The sequence below is a fragment of the Rothia sp. HMSC071C12 genome (assembly GCF_001813895.1).
In the GTDB taxonomy this organism is placed as follows: domain Bacteria; phylum Actinomycetota; class Actinomycetes; order Actinomycetales; family Micrococcaceae; genus Rothia; species Rothia mucilaginosa.
In genome coordinates this window covers 84,631-101,435 of the sequence record NZ_KV814350.1, presented here as the reverse complement: position 1 = coordinate 101,435, position 16,805 = coordinate 84,631, and the positions used below count along the sequence as shown (strand labels likewise).

The window sequence follows — 16,805 nt, the reverse complement described above, 5'->3', positions numbered from 1 at the left end:
ACAAGTGGGGCCTTGAAAGGGTCTCAAACACCCTTCCAGACACTAAACTACCTGGTCAGTGCGTTTTATGGGTGCTGAAAAATCTTTAAAAAACTTCCAAAAAACCTCAAAAATCTGCGAATTCCCCTCTCGGGACCCCCAAAACAGGGTCGAACGGTGCCTAAAGCCCTCGCCAACAAAGACAAACCAAGAAACCCCAGAGCCAGAGGGCAGCAGAACGATACAAGAAGAGCCCCTCCTGACGGAGGGGCTCTGTGTATATAGGAAACGTATATAGGGAACAGAAGAGGAGGGGCACTCCCCCACCGAACATTCAGTAATGAATACTTCAGTAGAGAAGAACCCCTCCCCATCTATATGTATCGAGAAGACTAAATCAGCTCTGTATTAGATCAGCTCTACAGCGCCCTGGTTCTTCTTGCCACGGCGAACCATCGCAAAACGACCGTGTAGCAAATCATCCTTAGAAATAGCTGCGTCCTCGCCCTGAACCTTCACGCCGTTCACCGAAGCGCCGCCCTCCTTCAGAATGCGACGAGCCTCAGAGTTAGACTTCGCAAAACCCAGCTCAGTCAGAACAGAAATCATGTCCAGGCGGTCCTCGGACAGCTTAGCCGAAGGAAGCTCAGCAACCACAGACTCCAGGGTAGCCTCATCCAGAGCAGCGAAATCGCCCTTACCAAACAAAGCCTCCGAAGCAGCCACAGCCTGATCAGTAGCCTCAGTACCGTGAACCAGCGAAGTCACCAGGTACGCCAGAGTCTTCTGAGCCTCACGCTTAAACGGCTCCTTCTCAACCTTCTCCGCAAACTCAGCAATCTCAGCACGAGTCAAGAAAGTAAAGACCTTCAGACGATCCAGCACATCCGCATCCGCAGTGTTCAGCCAGAACTGGTAGAAAGCGTACGGCGAGCACATCTGCGGGTTCAGCCAAATAGCGTTACCCTCGCTCTTACCGAACTTAGTGCCATCAGAGTTAGTAATCAGCGGGGTACCAATAGCGTGAACGCTCTTACCCTCCACCTTACGAATCAGCTCGGTACCGCTGGTCAGGTTACCCCACTGATCAGAACCACCGGTCTGCAGAGTACAACCGAAACGACGGTTCAGCTCCAAGAAGTCCAAGCCCTGCAGAATCTGATACGAAAACTCGGTGTACGAAATGCCCTCATCAGAGTTCAGGCGCTTCGCAACAATCTCCTTCTTCACCATGGTGCCCACGCGGAAATGCTTACCAACATCGCGCAGCAGCTGCAGAGCAGACATCTGACCGCTCCAGTCCAAGTTATTCACCATGCGGGCAGCGTTCTCACCCTCGAAAGAGAGGAAACGCTCAATCTGAGCACGCAGAGACTTAACCCACTCAGCAACAACCTCAGGAGAGTTCAGCACACGCTCAGAAGTCTGACGCGGATCACCAATCAAACCGGTGAAACCACCCACCAGACCCAGCGGCTTGTGACCAGCCAGCTGCAGACGACGCATCACCAGCAGCTGCACCAGGTGACCCAGGTGCAAAGAAGCCGCAGTCGGATCATAACCCGTATAGAAAGTCAGGCTCTCCTCGCTCAGCGCCTTCTCCAGAGCAGCCTCATCAGTGCTCACGTGCACCAGGCCGCGCCACTTCAGCTCCTGCCAAATATTCTCGAAGGTATCGTCATTATGCTGCGCGTTGAGGATCTCGGCAGACATGCTTCTCCCATTCACAAGGTAACAACGCCCGAAGGCGCTCGAACAAAATATGTAACAAGCCTAGCACCGCACCAGCCCAAACGCTCAGAAAAACCCAAGCGAGCGCCCAAACCGGTGCGGCACCGGCTCAAAGAAATAACAAGAAAGGTACTACAGAGCTACAGACCCGCGGGCATCCGCGAACCCACCATGTGCAGGCGCTGAGTCGGACGAGTCATCGACACGTACAAGTCACCCACAGCACCATCAGCATCATCGATCAGCTGCTGCGGCTCAACAATCACCACAACATCAAACTCAAGGCCCTTCGCCTCCCACGGAGTCAGAACCAGCACCTGATTCTCCAACGCAGTCTGCGCGGTACCCGTACGATCAGCATGAGCACGAGCCACGGCCTGAGCCGTCTGAACATACAGGCTCGGCGGGCACACCACACCAATCAGAGCGCCGCCCGAATGAGCGACTTCCTCGCTGACCACGGACACGGTCTGCTCCACAACAGACTCGGCGGCAACCTCATGAACCAGCGGAGGCCACTGGCCCTCACGCACCGCACGAGGTGCAGACACCTCATAACCAGCAGCCTGAGCAACCGATACCGCTGCCTCAGCAATCTGAGCCGGAGTACGGTAATTAATCGTCAGCTCCTCCAGAGTGAAACGCTCACCCACGAACGGCTCCAACGCCTGCGACCACGAAGAAGCAGCCGCCGCAGAAGACGCCTGAGCAATATCGCCCACAATCGTAAAAGACTTCATCGGGCAACGACGCATCAGCAAACGCCACTGCATGGGTGAAAGCTCCTGAGCCTCATCCACCACAATATGGCCATACGCCCAGGTACGATCAGCCGACGCCGCAGCTGCAGCAGTCATACGCTCGCCACGAACCTCATTCATCATCGCAATCTGCTCAGGAGTAATCACGCCATCAGCGCCAATATCCTCCAGCGACTGGTGAACATTCTCCAGCGCCTTCGCCGCATTCTCAAGGTTCGCGCGATGCTCCGCCGCAGCACGAGCCGCAGCAGCCGCACCGGTCACCTTCGAAAAATCACCCAAAAGCTCAGCAGCCTCATCCAGCAGAGGAACATCAGCCTCCGTGAAGGGGGCATCCGCCGGGCGAGCCAGCAGCTCACGCTCAGCCTTCGACAACTCACGAGTCGCAGACTCCAGATAGTGCGGCTTCGAAAACAGCGAGCGCAACAGAGTCTCCGGCGACAGCGGCATCCACGCCAGGTTCAAGGCACGGCGCACATCCATCGAAGCACGCACATCATCCTGCAGATACGGACGCTCCACCACACGACCCGCCGCACGGTTCAGCTGATCATCCAGCTTCGCGGTCAGCTCCTTCAACAGAATCTTCACGAACGTCTCACGAGCCTCATTATGCGGCTTGCCCGTCGAACGAGCACGAGAACGAGCCGAACGAACCATCTCCGGAGTCAGCTCAACATCAGTACCCTCAACATTCAGACGCTGAACCTGAGCCGGCACCTTCTGACGATCCGCCACCGCACGTTTAATAACCTTCACCATGCGCAAATCGCCCTTCAACGCGGCAACCGCGCGGTCCTTCTCAGGCACAGCACGCAGACCCGGGTACAGGGTCGCCAACGAAGCCATCACCACGCCGGTCTCACCCAGCGACGGAAGCACACGCTCGATGTACCACATGAACGAATTCGACGGACCAACCACCAGCACGCCAGCCTTCGACAGGCGCTCACGGTTCGTGTACAGCAGGTACGCCGCACGATGCAGCGCCACAGCAGTCTTACCGGTACCGGGACCACCCTGCACAACACGCACGCCCGGTAGCTCCGAGCGGATAATCGCATCCTGCTCAGCCTGAATCGTCGCCACAATATCACCCATGCGGCCGGTACGCTTCTTATTCAACGCCGCCAACAGAGCACCCTCACCGTGGAGAGTGTTCTCATCCTGCAGCATCTCCGAATCGAAGACCTCATCCTCAATATTTACGACAGTGCGGCCCTCAAGCATCAGGTGACGGCGGCGGCGCACACCCATCGAGTGGAAAGCAGTCGCCTGATAGAACGTACCCGCCTCCGGGGCACGCCAGTCCATCAGCAGACGCTGCTGATTGCTATCCGTAATACCAATACGACCGATATAACGCACCGCATCAGCGCCCTCACGGTCCATATCCAAACGACCAAACGTCAGACGAGAATCCACAGCATTCAGCTGCGCCAAACGATCCTCATAGTGAGTAGCAAAAGAGTCACGCTCCGAACGGTTCTGATGACCGCCCACCGCCTGATTCTTACGCACAGCAGCCAGCTTCTCAGCCGTCTCCTCACGGAGCTCATCCAGGCGAGCATACACGCGAGCAACATACTCACGTTCCGCAGCCATCTGCTCAGCAAACAGCTTCTCAGCCGCCGAAGAATCAGCAGACTGCTGGGGTAAAGATTCAGATGACACGTAAGCTCCTTAAACCTATGGTGTCTCAAAGGACAGGGCGCGACAGGCACCCAAAAATACGGGTCACTATTTTACAGGACAGGCTCCGAAGGGTAGAAATATTACCCCCACAGAAAAGTGCCCCACCGGCTCAACCGGCAGGGCACCCCTCATCACTATCAGCTACACACCCAAAGGGCGGTAAGCCTCAAACTCTATAAAACTACTTCGACGGCAGCGGGTACTCAGACACCAAGCTCAGCGTCTCAAGACGGTAACCGTCCAGCGCCTCACGACCGCCCAGACCCTCCAGCTCCAGAAGAGCACCAACGCCGGCAACCTTCAGGTTCGCGCGCTCCACCAGCTTCGCGGCGGCAACCAGGGTACCGCCAGTTGCCAGCAGATCATCCAGCAGAAGAACACGAGTGCCCGGCGCGAAATCATTACAGTGAATCTCAATCGCCGCGCTACCGTACTCCAACGCATACTCCTCACGGTACGTCTCACGCGGAAGCTTACCCGCCTTACGAACCGTCATAATGCCGGTGCCGGTAGCGTACGCGAGCGCAGAAGCCAGCAAGAAACCGCGAGCCTCAACACCAGCCACCACATCAAACTGACCCTCAAAACGAGTAGCCAGCTCATCAATGCACGCCTTGAACACCTCAGCATTAGCGAAGAGAGTGGTCACATCGTAAAAGAGGATACCCTCGTGCGGGTAATTCGGAATCGTAGCGCAAGCAGTCGGAATCAACTGCTCAATAGGGGTTCGCGAAGCCTCAGAAGCGGGAACGCTCATGCTCTCTCTTTCGTGAAGGGGATAGCCCCGGAAAAAACGCCCGGGAACAATAACGCGGTAGAAGCCGCCTACAAAATTCTACCCTCTTCACCCGCTCTTGTCCTCAGATGAGAGATAAGAACCATCTGCCGGGATTAGCCCCGCTGAATCACAACCCGCAAGTCACGCTTAAGAATCTTGCCGGTCGGCCCCAGCGGCATGCTCTCCACCATCACGTAGCGGCGAGGATACTTATACGCCGCCAAACGAGTGCGCGCCAACGCATTCAACTCCGCCTGCAGCACACCCTCATCAGCACCCGGACGCGGCTTGACCACGGCGACAACCTCCTCGCCCACACGCTCATCCGGCACGCCCAACACAGCTACCGACTGCACCTGCTCATGGGTATAGAGAATATCCTCAATCTCACGCGGATACACCGAATAGCCGTTACGCAGAACCATGTCCTTAATACGGTCCACAATAAAAATATTGCCCTGCTCATCAACACGAGCAACGTCGCCGGTCGCAAACCACTCGCCATCAAAAACCTCAGCAGTAGCCGCAGGATTATTCCAGTAGCCAGCCATCACGTTCTCGCCGCGTACCCACAGCTGACCGCTCACACCCGGCGCACACTCGGAACCCTGCGGGCAACGCACCTGCACCTGCACGCCCGGCAGCACACGACCCACCGAACCGAGCACCATGCCAAACTCCGCCTGATTAAACGAAACCACCGGCGAAGTCTCACTCAAACCGTAGCCCTCATACACTGGGCACTCAATCAGCGTTTTCAACGCAGAATGCACCGGCGCAGGCAGCGGCGAACCACCCGAAATGCCGAACCGGATGCGACCACGCAGCGAGCGCGCACGCTCAGGCTCAGCCTCCAGCGCCGCCGCCAACGACACATACATGCTCGGGACCGCAGCCAACACCGACACCCCGGCACGCTCCATCAGATTCAGCGCGCCATCAGAGGTAAAACGAGGTAGCAAAGCCACCGTAGCCGACGCCGCAAACGCCGCGTTCATCGACACCGTCTGACCAAACGCATGGAACAGCGGAAGACCACCAAAAATGACGTCCTCAGCGGTGAAACCAAAAACGCTCACGCAGCTACGAGCATTCGAGAGGATATTCGCGTGAGTCAGCGTCGCCCCCTTAGGTTTGCCCGTCGTACCCGAAGTGTAGAGAATAATCGCCGGATCACTCGCCGCCACCGGGACAGGCTCTAGAACAGCAGCTGACAGCGCACTATCGGCAGGTGCATCAAAAGGAGCCACCGGTGAACCCTCTCCCCCGGTGAAAATCTCGCAACGAACCGAACCGTTCTTCACCGGCACCGTCGAGAGTGCCTCCGACGCCAGACGAGTACCCGCAAAAGCAAAAAGCACCTTCGCCCCGCTATCGCGCAGATGATACTCCAGCTCAGCGCCCGACAACAGCGGATTCAACGGAACACAAATCGCACCCGCAGCCACAATGCCGTAATACAACGCCGGCATCAACGCCACATTCGGCATAGACAACGCCACTCGGTCACCACGCTCAACACCGAGCGCCGCCACATGACGCTGGACCTGCGCAGCAGCAGAAGCCAACTGCGCGTAGCTCACCACCTGCATATCAGCAGAGTCAGAAGCCGGAATCGTCAAAGCCGCCTTAGCCCCAGAACCGGAAGCAGCCTCCGCCAAAAGGTAGGCAATATTGTTCGCTGAATCGTGCATTTCAGACATGATAGAAAACTCTCACCACAGAAAAATCGGTATATCTAGAAAAAGAGAAGCCGAGCTAGAAGCCCGCAAAAAGAGCCCGAAGACAGCAGAAGGGCGTACCTTCAACCGTTCCCCCGAAACATCAGAAGAACAGCGCAAGATACGCCCCAACTACTACTGAGCAGCAGACCAATCCAAGAAGCTCTCGGCAAGCGCAGCCCCACCATTGGGGTCACGAGTAATCACTATTACCGTATCGTCACCGGCAATAGTGCCCATAATCGCTTCAAGACCGCCCTGATCAATAGACGAAGCCAAGAACTGCGCAGCACCCGGAGGAGTACGCAGAACCGTAATATTTGCCGAACCCTCAGCGGTAATCAGCAGCTCCTTGAACAGGGAAATCATACGGGCATCAGGTGCAGTGCCGCCGCCACGACGAGCAGGGTAATTCGGCACAGCATAAATCAGGCCGGCGCCTTCATCACGGATGCGCTCAGCGCCAATTTCAACAAGATCACGGGAAAGGGTCGCCTGAGTAACCTTCATACCATCATCGGTCAGGTACTGCGCCAGTTCAGCCTGGGAGCGGACACGTCGGGTCTGCAGCAATTCAACGATGCGTGCCTGACGCGCGATCTTGGTCGAGGGGAAAGGCATAATATCTCTTCTTCCTACGGTGCCAATCACGAATTCAGAACGGAGCTGCCCAGCGGTGGTGCAGCGCAACATTCTTTACTACCCAAGATAATACATATGCACATAAATATGCGCACCAAATATGGATTATTCCAAGATATGGGGGAATTTTCAGGGTTTATCTCACCAGCTGTCACACAAAACGCCGCGAGTGTAGCGTGTATCTACACATTCGAGCGCATAACCTCGCAATGAATGCATAATGTGCAAGAACTTTCTGGGCAAGCCCGCCGAACCGAACAAGCGACCTACCTCAGGCGAGCACGCAAAAGGAGCCCGCCTCCAGCAACACCATGTGCGCCAGAAACAGACTCCTTCAACAAAACTTCGAGGTGAATTCTTAGGACTCAGAACGCCTAGCGCTCGTCCTCCACCAGACCGTCCAGGTCCTCATACTCGACATCGCGCGAACGGCGGTTCAGCCACACAGCAAAACCCATACCCAGCAGAAGCACCAGCACCGCACCAACAATACTTGCGATACCGGTAAAACGCTCAGCATTCACGCTGTCCTCAGTCACAGGCTTCAACGTGCCCTTCTCAGCGGTGTAGACGACCTCAAGGTTGCCGTCCTTTTCCACCAACAGGCCATCCACCTCACGCGGGAACTCCGAGGGAACATCACCAGTCTGCGAACCTCGGAACTCAATCGGAGCGCCCGAAGTCACCTGATACTTATCCTTCAGGTTCGACACATACGTCTTACCATTCAGCGCGTCATCAGCAGGCAGGTTGCCCTTATAACGAGCCACATTACCCTTCGTAATCAGGTCAGGAGTCAAATCCTGGTAGGTACCCTGAATGACCCAGCTCTTACCGGCATACTCGGCGTTATTATTCACCGACGCAAACGCGCGGACACCCGCAATAGCCAAAACAATGGAAAGAATAACCGCAACGACAGCAGAAAGAACCGACAGCCAGTTCACACCCGGACGGTCATCCAGCTCTTCCTCACTCATCGCGAAAAGAGAGGAGTTCTCTTCCTCATCATCGTAATCCTCGTACTCGTCGTACTCCTCATACTCAGAATCTTCATACTCAGAGTCATCGTATTGAGAATCCTCAAAGTAGGTTTCTTCGACCTCAGACTGCGACAGCTCATCCTGTTCGCGCGAGTTCTCTCGATTAGCCATTACTCTCTCCCTCACTTCATCTATCTTCTAGGGTACCCATAACCACATGAGTTCACCACTGAAAGCGCTTATCAACGCTTCATAAACCAGCCCAACAGGTAAACCCACCACGCAACGCCAAAAGCTACGGGGTGGGAGCCAACAACTCCCACCCCGTCAGCACTAGGCGTTACGCCATAGGGTTAGACCCGGTTAGACACGCGGTTCCGCACCCAGCTGCTCAACAGTCGCAGCCACAGCAGCCTCACGAGCAGCCGACGCCTCATCAGCAGTCAGCGTACGATCCGGTGCGCGGAAACGCAGAGCAAACGCCAAAGACTTCTTCGACTCATCAATACCGACACCGCGGTAATCATCAAAGACGCGGATGTCCTCCAGCAGCTCGCCAGCGCCCTCACGCAGAACACGCTCCACCTCAGAAGCAGGCAGATCGCGGTCCACCAGAAGCGCCACGTCCTGAGTAGCAGCCGGGAAAGTCAGCACCGGAGTAGCCTGACGCGCCTCAACACGACCAGCAAACAGCGCCGAGAAATCCAGCTCAAACGCGCAGGTACGCTCAGGCAGGTTCAGCTCCTGCAGAAGCTTCGGGTGCAGCTCACCAGCGAAACCAACACGCTCACCGGCAGCGTTCAGAACCTCAGCCACACGGCCCGGGTGGAATGCAGTATGCACACCGTTACGCATCTGAATCTCAGCCGAAACAGCGTCAGCGACCAGACGCACAGCGTCCAGGGCGTCACGCCAATCGTAAGCGCGCGGAGTAGCGCCGGGCATCACCTCATGCTCAGTACCTGCAAACAGGCCAGCAATGAAAGTGGGCTGATGCGGAATACCGGCATTCAAATCAGCCAGAACCTCATCCGAAGGACGAGCACCCAGCGGCGGAATAGACTCCGAACCCAGCTGCTCACCCGGGATGAACACGTGACCCGCCTCAAAAATAGCCAGGTTCTTGAAACCGCGAGACAGGTTACGCTTCAGAACCTCAACCAGGCCCGGCAGCAGCGAGCGGCGCATCCAGCCCTCAGCCGAAGAAATCGGGTTCTCCAGGCGAACCGAAGGAACCTCAGTCACCGGGTTCTCAGGGGTGCTCACCCACGGAGCCGACCACAGGTTGTTCGCATCAGCCGACACGAAGGGGTACGCGAAAACCTCAGTCAGGCCCGAAGCCGCCAGCGCGTTCAGCGCACGACGCTTACCCGCCTGCTCCGGAGTGTAACCGCGACCCGCAGGAGCCACCGGCAGAGTCGAGGGGATGTTCTCGTAACCGTCAATACGTGCGATTTCCTCAGTCAGGTCCTCCTTCGCACGCAGGTCAGTACGCCACGACGGGACAGTCACCGCGTAACCAGACTCGGTACGCTCCACCGAGCAGCCAATCTCACGCAGGCAAGACTCAATCTGCTCCGGCGAGTAATCCACGCCAATACGACCAGCAGTGTAATCAGCGGGCAGGTCAATCACGACCGGCTCGTAGCCCAGGGACACGTCGGTCACGCCCGGCTCAACCTGAGCGCCAGCCAGCTCAACCAGCAGCTCAACCGCACGCTGAGCGGCAGCAGCCTGAATCTGCGGATCCACGCCACGCTCAAAACGCTTCGAAGACTCAGAAATCAGCTTGTGACGGCGAGCAGTACGAGCCACCGACACCTCATCAAAACGAGCAGACTCCACCAGAATGCGGGTGGTCGAATCGGTCACCTCAGTCGAGGCGCCACCCATCACACCGGCAAGACCAATCACGCCGGAATCATCAGCAATAACAATATCCTCGGGGTGCAGAGTACGCTCAACACCATCCAGGGTCACCAGCTTCTCGCCAGCAGCGGCGCGACGCACCACAATCTCACCCTGAACCTTGTCAGCATCGTAGAAGTGTAGCGGCTGACCGGTCTCCAGCATCACGTAGTTCGAAATATCCACCGGCAGCGACAGCGAGCGCACACCCGCCAGACGCAGACGCGAAGACATCCAGGTCGGAACCGGCGCATCTGCCTTCACACCCGACACCTCACGCATCACGAAACGCACGCAACCCGGGTTACCGTGAATCGGGGCGTCATCACGCAGAGCAACCGGGTGACCGGCGTCGTTAGCCTCCGGGGCGCGCTCGCCGTACGCCAGCAAAAAATCCTCGAAGGAAGAACCGGTAGCGTGGCACCACTCGCGAGCAATACCGCGCAGGGAGAACGCATAACCGCGGTCCGGGGTCACGTTCACCTCGGCAGCTTGATCGTACAGGCCCAGCAGCTCCATCGCATCGGTGCCAAGCTCCGGGTCCAGGCCCAGAGTCGAAAGCACCAGAATGCCGCCGTGATCATCGCCAATACCCAGCTCACGGGTCGAGGCAATCATGCCAGCCGACTTGTGGCCGTAGGTCTTACGAGCGGTAATCGCGAAACCACCGGGCAGAACAGCGCCGGGCAGGGTCACAACAACCTTGTCACCGGGCTTGAAATTGTGGGCACCACAAATAATGCCCTGAACGCCGGAAGGCTCAATGCCCTTACCGGTCAGAGTCTGCTCCTGGCCCTCCGGAACCACACGCACCTGGCACCAGTTCACGGTCTTGCCGTTCGAGTGGGTCTCCGGCTCCATAGAGAGCACCTGACCAACCACAATCGGGCCGGACAGCTCATCAGAGGGGCGGTGAACGTCCTCTTCTTCCAGGCCAACCTTCACCAGGGTTGCCATCAAATCTTCAGCCGAAGCATCCTCGGCTACAGGCACGAACTCGCGCAGCCATGACAGGGGTACACGCATAATTTAGATCTCCATCCCGAACTGCTCAGAGAAACGGATGTCGCCTTCAACCATGTCATGCATGTCAGCGACGTTGTTACGGAACATGAGGGTACGTTCAATACCCATACCGAAGGCGAAGCCCGAGTACTCCTCAGGGTCGATACCCGCAGCACGCAGAACATTCGGGTTCACCATGCCGCAGCCGCCCCACTCAATCCACTGCGGGCCACCCTTAGCGTTCGGGTGCCACAAATCCAGCTCAGCGGAAGGCTCAGTGAACGGGAAGAAGTTTGGGCGCAGGCGGATCTTAGCGTCCTCACCGAACATGGCGCGTGCCATGTACTCCAGGGTGCCCTTCAGGTCAGCCATGGTCAGGCCCTTATCCACGGCAAGGCCCTCAATCTGGTGGAAGACCGGGGTGTGGGTCGCGTCCAGCTCATCGGTGCGGTACACCTGACCCGGGCACACAATGTACAGCGGCAAATCACGCGAAAGCAGCGAGCGCATCTGCACCGGCGAAGTGTGAGTGCGCAGCAGCAGGTGAGCGTTCTTCGGCTCAACGTAGAAAGTATCCTGCATTTCGCGTGCCGGGTGATCCGGCTTAATGTTCAGAGCGTCAAAGTTGTACCACTCAGACTCCAGCTCCGGGCCGTCAGCAACTTCCCAACCCATACCGACGAAAATATCAGTCAGGCGCTCCTGCATCAGAGCAATCGGGTGGCGGCCGCCCAGAGAACGGCGAGGCGAAGCAGCAGAAACGTCCACAGCTTCCTCAGCCAGGATGCGAGCCTCACGCTCAGCCTCCAGCTCAGCGGTACGAGCCTCAATAGCCTCAGTCAGCGCCGCACGAGCCTGACCCATCAGCTTACCCACCGGGCCCTTGTGCTGGTTCTGAAGATCACGCATCTGACGGTTAGCGATGCTCATGATGCCCTTCTCACCGAAGAAGCTCAGTCGCACCTCCTTGAGGCTGTCAAAGTCCTTAGCCTTCTCGCGAATCTCCTGCTTGGCACGCTCACGCTCAGCCTCAAAAGCCTCACGGATAGCGTCCAAACCGTTCTCGGGGTTCTCCTCCAGAACCTGCGCAATGCGGGCGAGAACCTGAGCCGGGCCGTTAAGACCCTCGTGTTCCTGCACGGAATCGGTCATTGTCACTCTTCTCTGCATACCACCGGCACTATGCCGGCTGGCTCGTTATACACCTTAGGCAGCACCGTCTGCTCTCCCCCGGCTACCCACACAGGGTGCGGGACAAGGGGAAGGCGACGGGCGCATATCCTATCCATTTTAGACCAGAGAAGGAAGCGTAAACAGCAGAACGCCCGGATAGTCCATCCGGGCGTTCTTAGGTATATAGCCTCAACAACAGCGTTGAAGGGTCGTACTTACTTCAGAGCCTGCTTCACAGCCGGGTCAAAAGAAGCACGAATCCACAGCACGTTCGCAATGAACCATGCCGCGTACAGGGGCACGAAGCCGTAGCGCTGAGCGTCAATGACATTACCAATCAGAGACATAATCGCCACGAACGCACCCAGAATTGCAAAAATCAGACCGACAGTCAGGCCCAGACGCTTGCCCTTCTGAATCGTGAAGTACACCCAAATGTACACAACCGCAGAAACAACCAGCAGGCCGATACCGCCTGCAACGCCGAACTCCGGCAGACCCTTCAGCGGGGACAGGTTATCCGGTGCGAACGAGGAAATAACACCGTGGATCAAGCAGAGCAGCGCGGAGACAATCATAATCTCCTGCAGACGCAGAATCTTCGGGTGCTTGGTCGGTGAGTGGAACAGAATTCCGCGCGGCTCAGCGCCGCCTTCCTGAATATAAATAGCTTGAGTGTCCGAGGGAACCGCGTCGGAGCGGTAAGCACCCGGATCAAACGGGGGTTGAGCAGTCATCATTGTCTCCCAATACGTATGTGATTTCTCCCTCAATACTACCCGCCTACCGATTGGTTTCCAAAGTATGTATCCGTGTCGAACCCATATATGACAAAATCCCCTCCCCAACAAACACACAAGTCAGGATTACACGGCGCATAAATCCCCCTCAAAATATGAATAAAGGCGGGACTCCCCACAGGGAATCCCGCCTTCAAACAGTGTCAAAAAAGATAGAGAAAATTTATCCTGTTACCGCCGCGAGTTTGTCACATAACGGCGACTTAGCCTCGCAACGAACTAGCGCAGAGCATTAGGTCAGACCTTGGGTCTACGCCTCGCCAGTGCCAGTGTCCTGCAGCTGCTGCAGGAGCGCTTCCACAATCGGGAAGTCAGCAGGAATCCACGGCAAACCCAGCAGGTCATCGTACGCCTGCGCGTCATCCTTAGACTTCGGCAGCGGCATCCACCGCAGAGCACTATGATCTTCCAAAGTATCCGGAGTACCCAAAAGAATCTCAGCAAAGAACACACGCATCGCCAGACGCTCGCTCAGACGCCAGCCCTGCGGATACGCACCGGGCACCTCAGCACCCAAACGCGCCTGCACGCCCAGCTCCTCCTTCAGCTCACGCACCAGCGCCTGCTCGCAGCTCTCCCCCGGCTCGACCTTACCGCCCGGGAACTCCCACATGCCGGCAACAGTCTGCGGCTCAGAACGCTGAGCCACCAGCATACGGGTCGGAGCCACCAAAGAATCAACCACGGCGGCGCCAACCACCTGAACCTCAAACGAGGGCGACACTTCACTCATCTTTCTCTACCTTCTTCTACGCTTTAGAATCCTTCATCGGATGCGCATCTTCAGCAGCGTGCTCCGCTACTTCCTTCTCTGCATCCTCAGTATCCTCAGGCTCAGGAGCTTCCTCCACGCCTTCCTGCCACTCTTCTTCCTCATCATTCATATTCGAGGCTTCTGCCACCTCACGGCGAATATTAGTGCCGTCATTCAGCAGAATCAGAAGGCGGTTACCGTTCTTGAACTCCATGAGGAAGACATCCTCAAGCTCGACCTCAGCGGCACGCAACTGTAGGTACACCCAATCCTCGGTCTTGTGCGCATCCGCGATATCGCGAGTGACCAAGCTACCCTTCACAATCAGAGCAAAGTTCGGCACACCGTCACCCTTACGGATCACGCTCAGCGCACCGTTCGGTTCAATCTGAGCGAACTCAATGTCTTCCAGGTCGTAAATACCCTGCGCACGAAGGTCAGCAATCAGGCGCATCGGATCAAGAACCACATCTGCCTGCTGGAAGCTCTTAATATCGATATCACCATCCGTAATGACCGGCACGCGCTGCTCACGCACCGCCATATGCAGAAAACGAATCTTCGTGGTCGCCACGTTCAGCAGCTGAATCATGCACAGCGTAAACACCATGTAGATGACAAAGTAGAACAGGCTAATCTGCTCGCTGTACAACACGCCACCGAACACACCACCGATGACAAAATTACCAATGGTGTCAATCGGGGTCTGGTGCCCCGCCTGAGAACGGTGAGTCAGACGCAGGTACACCAAAAGAATGATCAGGCCAACGAAAATCTTTAGCAAACGATAAACGATCATCTCAACGGTCATAACAAAAATCTCCTAGAACTAAGCCCGGAAAATATCCGGCTCCAAATAAATGATGCGTGCCGCAGGAACTGCCTCACGAATACGAACCTCAGCCGCGTCAATCTCATCAGCCACCGCACGACCAGTGTCAGCATCATGAATGCGAATCTTCGCCGCCACCAGAATCTCCTCAGGACCCAGGTGCACAGTCTTAATGTGGATAATGCGCTCGCTATCGCCATCCTCAATCGCCGCACGAATCTTCGCCAAATCCTCCGGCGAAGCAGCCTCACCCAAAATCAGCGACTTCATCTCCACCGCAAGGAACACAGCAATAAAGACCAGCAGCACACCAATAGCCAGGGTACCGAACGCATCCCACAGACCATTACCGGTCAACAGAGTCAGACCCACACCAAAGAGCGCAAAAATCAGACCCAGCAGCGCACCCGCATCCTCCAGCAGAAGCACCGGAAGCTCCGGGTTCTTCGAAGTACGCAAGAAACGCATCCAGCTCTGCTTGCCCTTCAGCTCACGCGACTCCTTCACCGCCACGCGGAACGAATTACCCTCCAGCAGGATCGAACCCACCAGAACAGCCACCGGAACCCACTGCCACTCAGTAATACCGTGCGGGTCATGCAGCTTCTCATAACCCTCATACAGAGCGAACAAGCCACCCAGGGCAAAGATAATAATCGAAACAATAAACGCGTAAATATAGCGGTTACGGCCATAACCAAACGGATGTTCCTCATCAGCCTGCTTCTGCGAAGCGCGACCGCCCAAAAGAAGCAGAAGCTGATTACCCGAGTCAGCCACCGAGTGAATAGCCTCCGCCAACATCGACGAAGAACGAGTCAGCGCAAAAGCCAAAAACTTCAGCACCGCAATACCCAGATTCGCACCCAGCGCGGCAATAATCGCGCCCGAACCCGAATGACCAGAAGGAGCAGACATAATTTCCCTTTCTCAGCCCTAAACTAAAACTCTAAAACCCATGATGCTAAAGCGGCCCACCGCTGTACCACAAGCCGTGAACCGCCCAAAACCTAGCGAGAAACGCCGCGCTGAGCCATCGCCGAAGCATACAGGCACACAGCAGCAGCCGTACCCACATTCAAAGACTCAGCCGAACCATAAACAGGAACAGCCACGCGCATCGTAGCGGCAGCCTTCTCTTCAGCGTTCAAGCCCTGCGCCTCATTCCCGAAAAGCCACATCGTCGGCTTAGAAAGATCAAAATTACCCTTCACACCGGAAGGAGCACTCGCCTCCACACCGGCACGACGAGCCGCAGTGTACTCGCTCAGCTCCTGCAGATTCACCGCACCATAGCCGTCAGCAGCCAGCACAGCAGTACCCTGAGACTTCACATCCTCCGCGAAATCCTCCAGCTGCACGCCCTGAATAATCGGCACATGGAACAGCGAACCCGCAGTAGAACGCACCGTCTTCGGGTTGTACAAATCCACCGAGCCCTTAGTCGTAATCACCAAGTCGGCACCGGCCGCGTCAGCCACACGCAGAATAGTGCCCGCATTACCCGGATCCTGCACACGAGACAGCACAGCAATCAGCTTCGGGTTCAACGCGCCCTCACCCCACAGCAGCGAGAACGACGCATCCACCATAAAGGAAACCGCAATAATACCCTGCGGGCTCACCGAATCAGCCATCGCCTCCAGCACCTCATCGGTCACCACACGCATGAAAACGCGGCGGCCCTCCTCCGGGGTGGGAGTACCGTAGACCTGCTCCAGCAGATCAGCGATATCCTCATGACGGTCAAACGCCGCCTCCGTGACATACACAGCGTCCAGGATGGGGCTCTTCAGGTGCGCCTTCAACGCCTCACGCACAGCCTGCGGGCCTTCCACCAGGAACTGGCCCTTCTTCGTGCGGGCAGCGCGGGTACGCAGCTTCGCAATATCGCGCACACGATCTGCCTGCGGATTGGACATCACAACGGGGGTACTAATACGTTCAAAAAAGTTCACTCTTAAAGGGTACAGGCAAAGGCACACCCAAAAACGCAGAACAGCCACAAGCACAATCCCCAGATACGCAGAAAGCGGCCGCCCA

Annotated in this window: 13 protein-coding genes; all 13 read right to left on the bottom strand. The window is 56.7% G+C overall.

Annotated elements, in window-relative coordinates:
- Positions 1–387: 387 nt before the first annotated feature.
- On the bottom strand, positions 388–1,692 hold the full coding sequence (gene tyrS / locus HMPREF2942_RS00815) for a tyrosine--tRNA ligase (protein WP_005507861.1): 1,305 nt from the start codon (positions 1,690–1,692) through the stop codon (positions 388–390).
- A gap of 158 nt (positions 1,693–1,850) precedes the next feature.
- A complete protein-coding gene (locus tag HMPREF2942_RS00810; RefSeq protein WP_070687943.1) occupies positions 1,851–4,145 on the bottom strand; it encodes a HelD family protein in 2,295 nt (764 codons plus the stop codon).
- Between the two features lie 202 nt (positions 4,146–4,347).
- The gene (locus tag HMPREF2942_RS00805) at positions 4,348–4,923 is read right to left on the bottom strand and encodes an adenine phosphoribosyltransferase (RefSeq protein ID WP_049350164.1); all 576 of its coding nucleotides are present in this window, start codon (positions 4,921–4,923) and stop codon (positions 4,348–4,350) included.
- A gap of 134 nt (positions 4,924–5,057) precedes the next feature.
- Positions 5,058–6,647, bottom strand: coding sequence for an AMP-binding protein (locus tag HMPREF2942_RS00800; protein WP_049350163.1), 1,590 nt, complete (start codon positions 6,645–6,647; stop codon positions 5,058–5,060).
- Positions 6,648–6,800: 153 nt separating this feature from the next.
- On the bottom strand, positions 6,801–7,286 hold the full coding sequence (locus HMPREF2942_RS00795) for an arginine repressor (RefSeq protein ID WP_005507137.1): 486 nt from the start codon (positions 7,284–7,286) through the stop codon (positions 6,801–6,803).
- 395 nt (positions 7,287–7,681) lie between these two features.
- Positions 7,682–8,461 (bottom strand): hypothetical protein, encoded by a 780-nt coding sequence (locus tag HMPREF2942_RS00790; RefSeq protein ID WP_070687941.1) that lies wholly within the window; start codon positions 8,459–8,461, stop codon positions 7,682–7,684.
- A gap of 192 nt (positions 8,462–8,653) precedes the next feature.
- Positions 8,654–11,224, bottom strand: a complete 2,571-nt coding sequence (gene pheT / locus HMPREF2942_RS00785) for a phenylalanine--tRNA ligase subunit beta (RefSeq protein ID WP_070687939.1) — start codon at positions 11,222–11,224, stop codon at positions 8,654–8,656.
- A gap of 3 nt (positions 11,225–11,227) precedes the next feature.
- A complete protein-coding gene (gene pheS / locus HMPREF2942_RS00780; RefSeq protein WP_049328035.1) occupies positions 11,228–12,355 on the bottom strand; it encodes a phenylalanine--tRNA ligase subunit alpha in 1,128 nt (375 codons plus the stop codon).
- Between the two features lie 236 nt (positions 12,356–12,591).
- Positions 12,592–13,113, bottom strand: coding sequence for a hypothetical protein (locus HMPREF2942_RS00775; protein ID WP_005507133.1), 522 nt, complete (start codon positions 13,111–13,113; stop codon positions 12,592–12,594).
- Positions 13,114–13,426: 313 nt separating this feature from the next.
- On the bottom strand, positions 13,427–13,909 hold the full coding sequence (locus HMPREF2942_RS00770; protein WP_070687937.1) for a (deoxy)nucleoside triphosphate pyrophosphohydrolase: 483 nt from the start codon (positions 13,907–13,909) through the stop codon (positions 13,427–13,429).
- 16 nt (positions 13,910–13,925) lie between these two features.
- Positions 13,926–14,741: a DUF421 domain-containing protein gene (locus HMPREF2942_RS00765; RefSeq protein ID WP_049345309.1), complete on the bottom strand. Its 816-nt coding sequence runs from the start codon at positions 14,739–14,741 to the stop codon at positions 13,926–13,928.
- A gap of 18 nt (positions 14,742–14,759) precedes the next feature.
- A complete protein-coding gene (locus HMPREF2942_RS00760; RefSeq protein ID WP_070687935.1) occupies positions 14,760–15,680 on the bottom strand; it encodes a cation diffusion facilitator family transporter in 921 nt (306 codons plus the stop codon).
- A 92-nt stretch (positions 15,681–15,772) separates the two neighbouring features.
- The gene (locus HMPREF2942_RS00755; protein WP_070687933.1) at positions 15,773–16,774 is read right to left on the bottom strand and encodes a TrmH family RNA methyltransferase; all 1,002 of its coding nucleotides are present in this window, start codon (positions 16,772–16,774) and stop codon (positions 15,773–15,775) included.
- Positions 16,775–16,805 lie beyond the last annotated feature (31 nt).

Coding starts and splice junctions, on each gene's coding strand:
- tyrS (WP_005507861.1), bottom strand. CDS start 1,692: ATGTCTGCCGAGATCCTCAACGCGCAGCATAATGACGATACCTTCGAG.
- HMPREF2942_RS00805 (WP_049350164.1), bottom strand. CDS start 4,923: ATGAGCGTTCCCGCTTCTGAGGCTTCGCGAACCCCTATTGAGCAGTTG.
- HMPREF2942_RS00800 (WP_049350163.1), bottom strand. CDS start 6,647: ATGTCTGAAATGCACGATTCAGCGAACAATATTGCCTACCTTTTGGCG.
- HMPREF2942_RS00795 (WP_005507137.1), bottom strand. CDS start 7,286: ATGCCTTTCCCCTCGACCAAGATCGCGCGTCAGGCACGCATCGTTGAA.
- HMPREF2942_RS00790 (WP_070687941.1), bottom strand. CDS start 8,461: ATGGCTAATCGAGAGAACTCGCGCGAACAGGATGAGCTGTCGCAGTCT.
- pheT (WP_070687939.1), bottom strand. CDS start 11,224: ATGCGTGTACCCCTGTCATGGCTGCGCGAGTTCGTGCCTGTAGCCGAG.
- pheS (WP_049328035.1), bottom strand. CDS start 12,355: ATGACCGATTCCGTGCAGGAACACGAGGGTCTTAACGGCCCGGCTCAG.
- HMPREF2942_RS00775 (WP_005507133.1), bottom strand. CDS start 13,113: ATGACTGCTCAACCCCCGTTTGATCCGGGTGCTTACCGCTCCGACGCG.
- HMPREF2942_RS00770 (WP_070687937.1), bottom strand. CDS start 13,909: ATGAGTGAAGTGTCGCCCTCGTTTGAGGTTCAGGTGGTTGGCGCCGCC.
- HMPREF2942_RS00765 (WP_049345309.1), bottom strand. CDS start 14,741: ATGACCGTTGAGATGATCGTTTATCGTTTGCTAAAGATTTTCGTTGGC.
- HMPREF2942_RS00760 (WP_070687935.1), bottom strand. CDS start 15,680: ATGTCTGCTCCTTCTGGTCATTCGGGTTCGGGCGCGATTATTGCCGCG.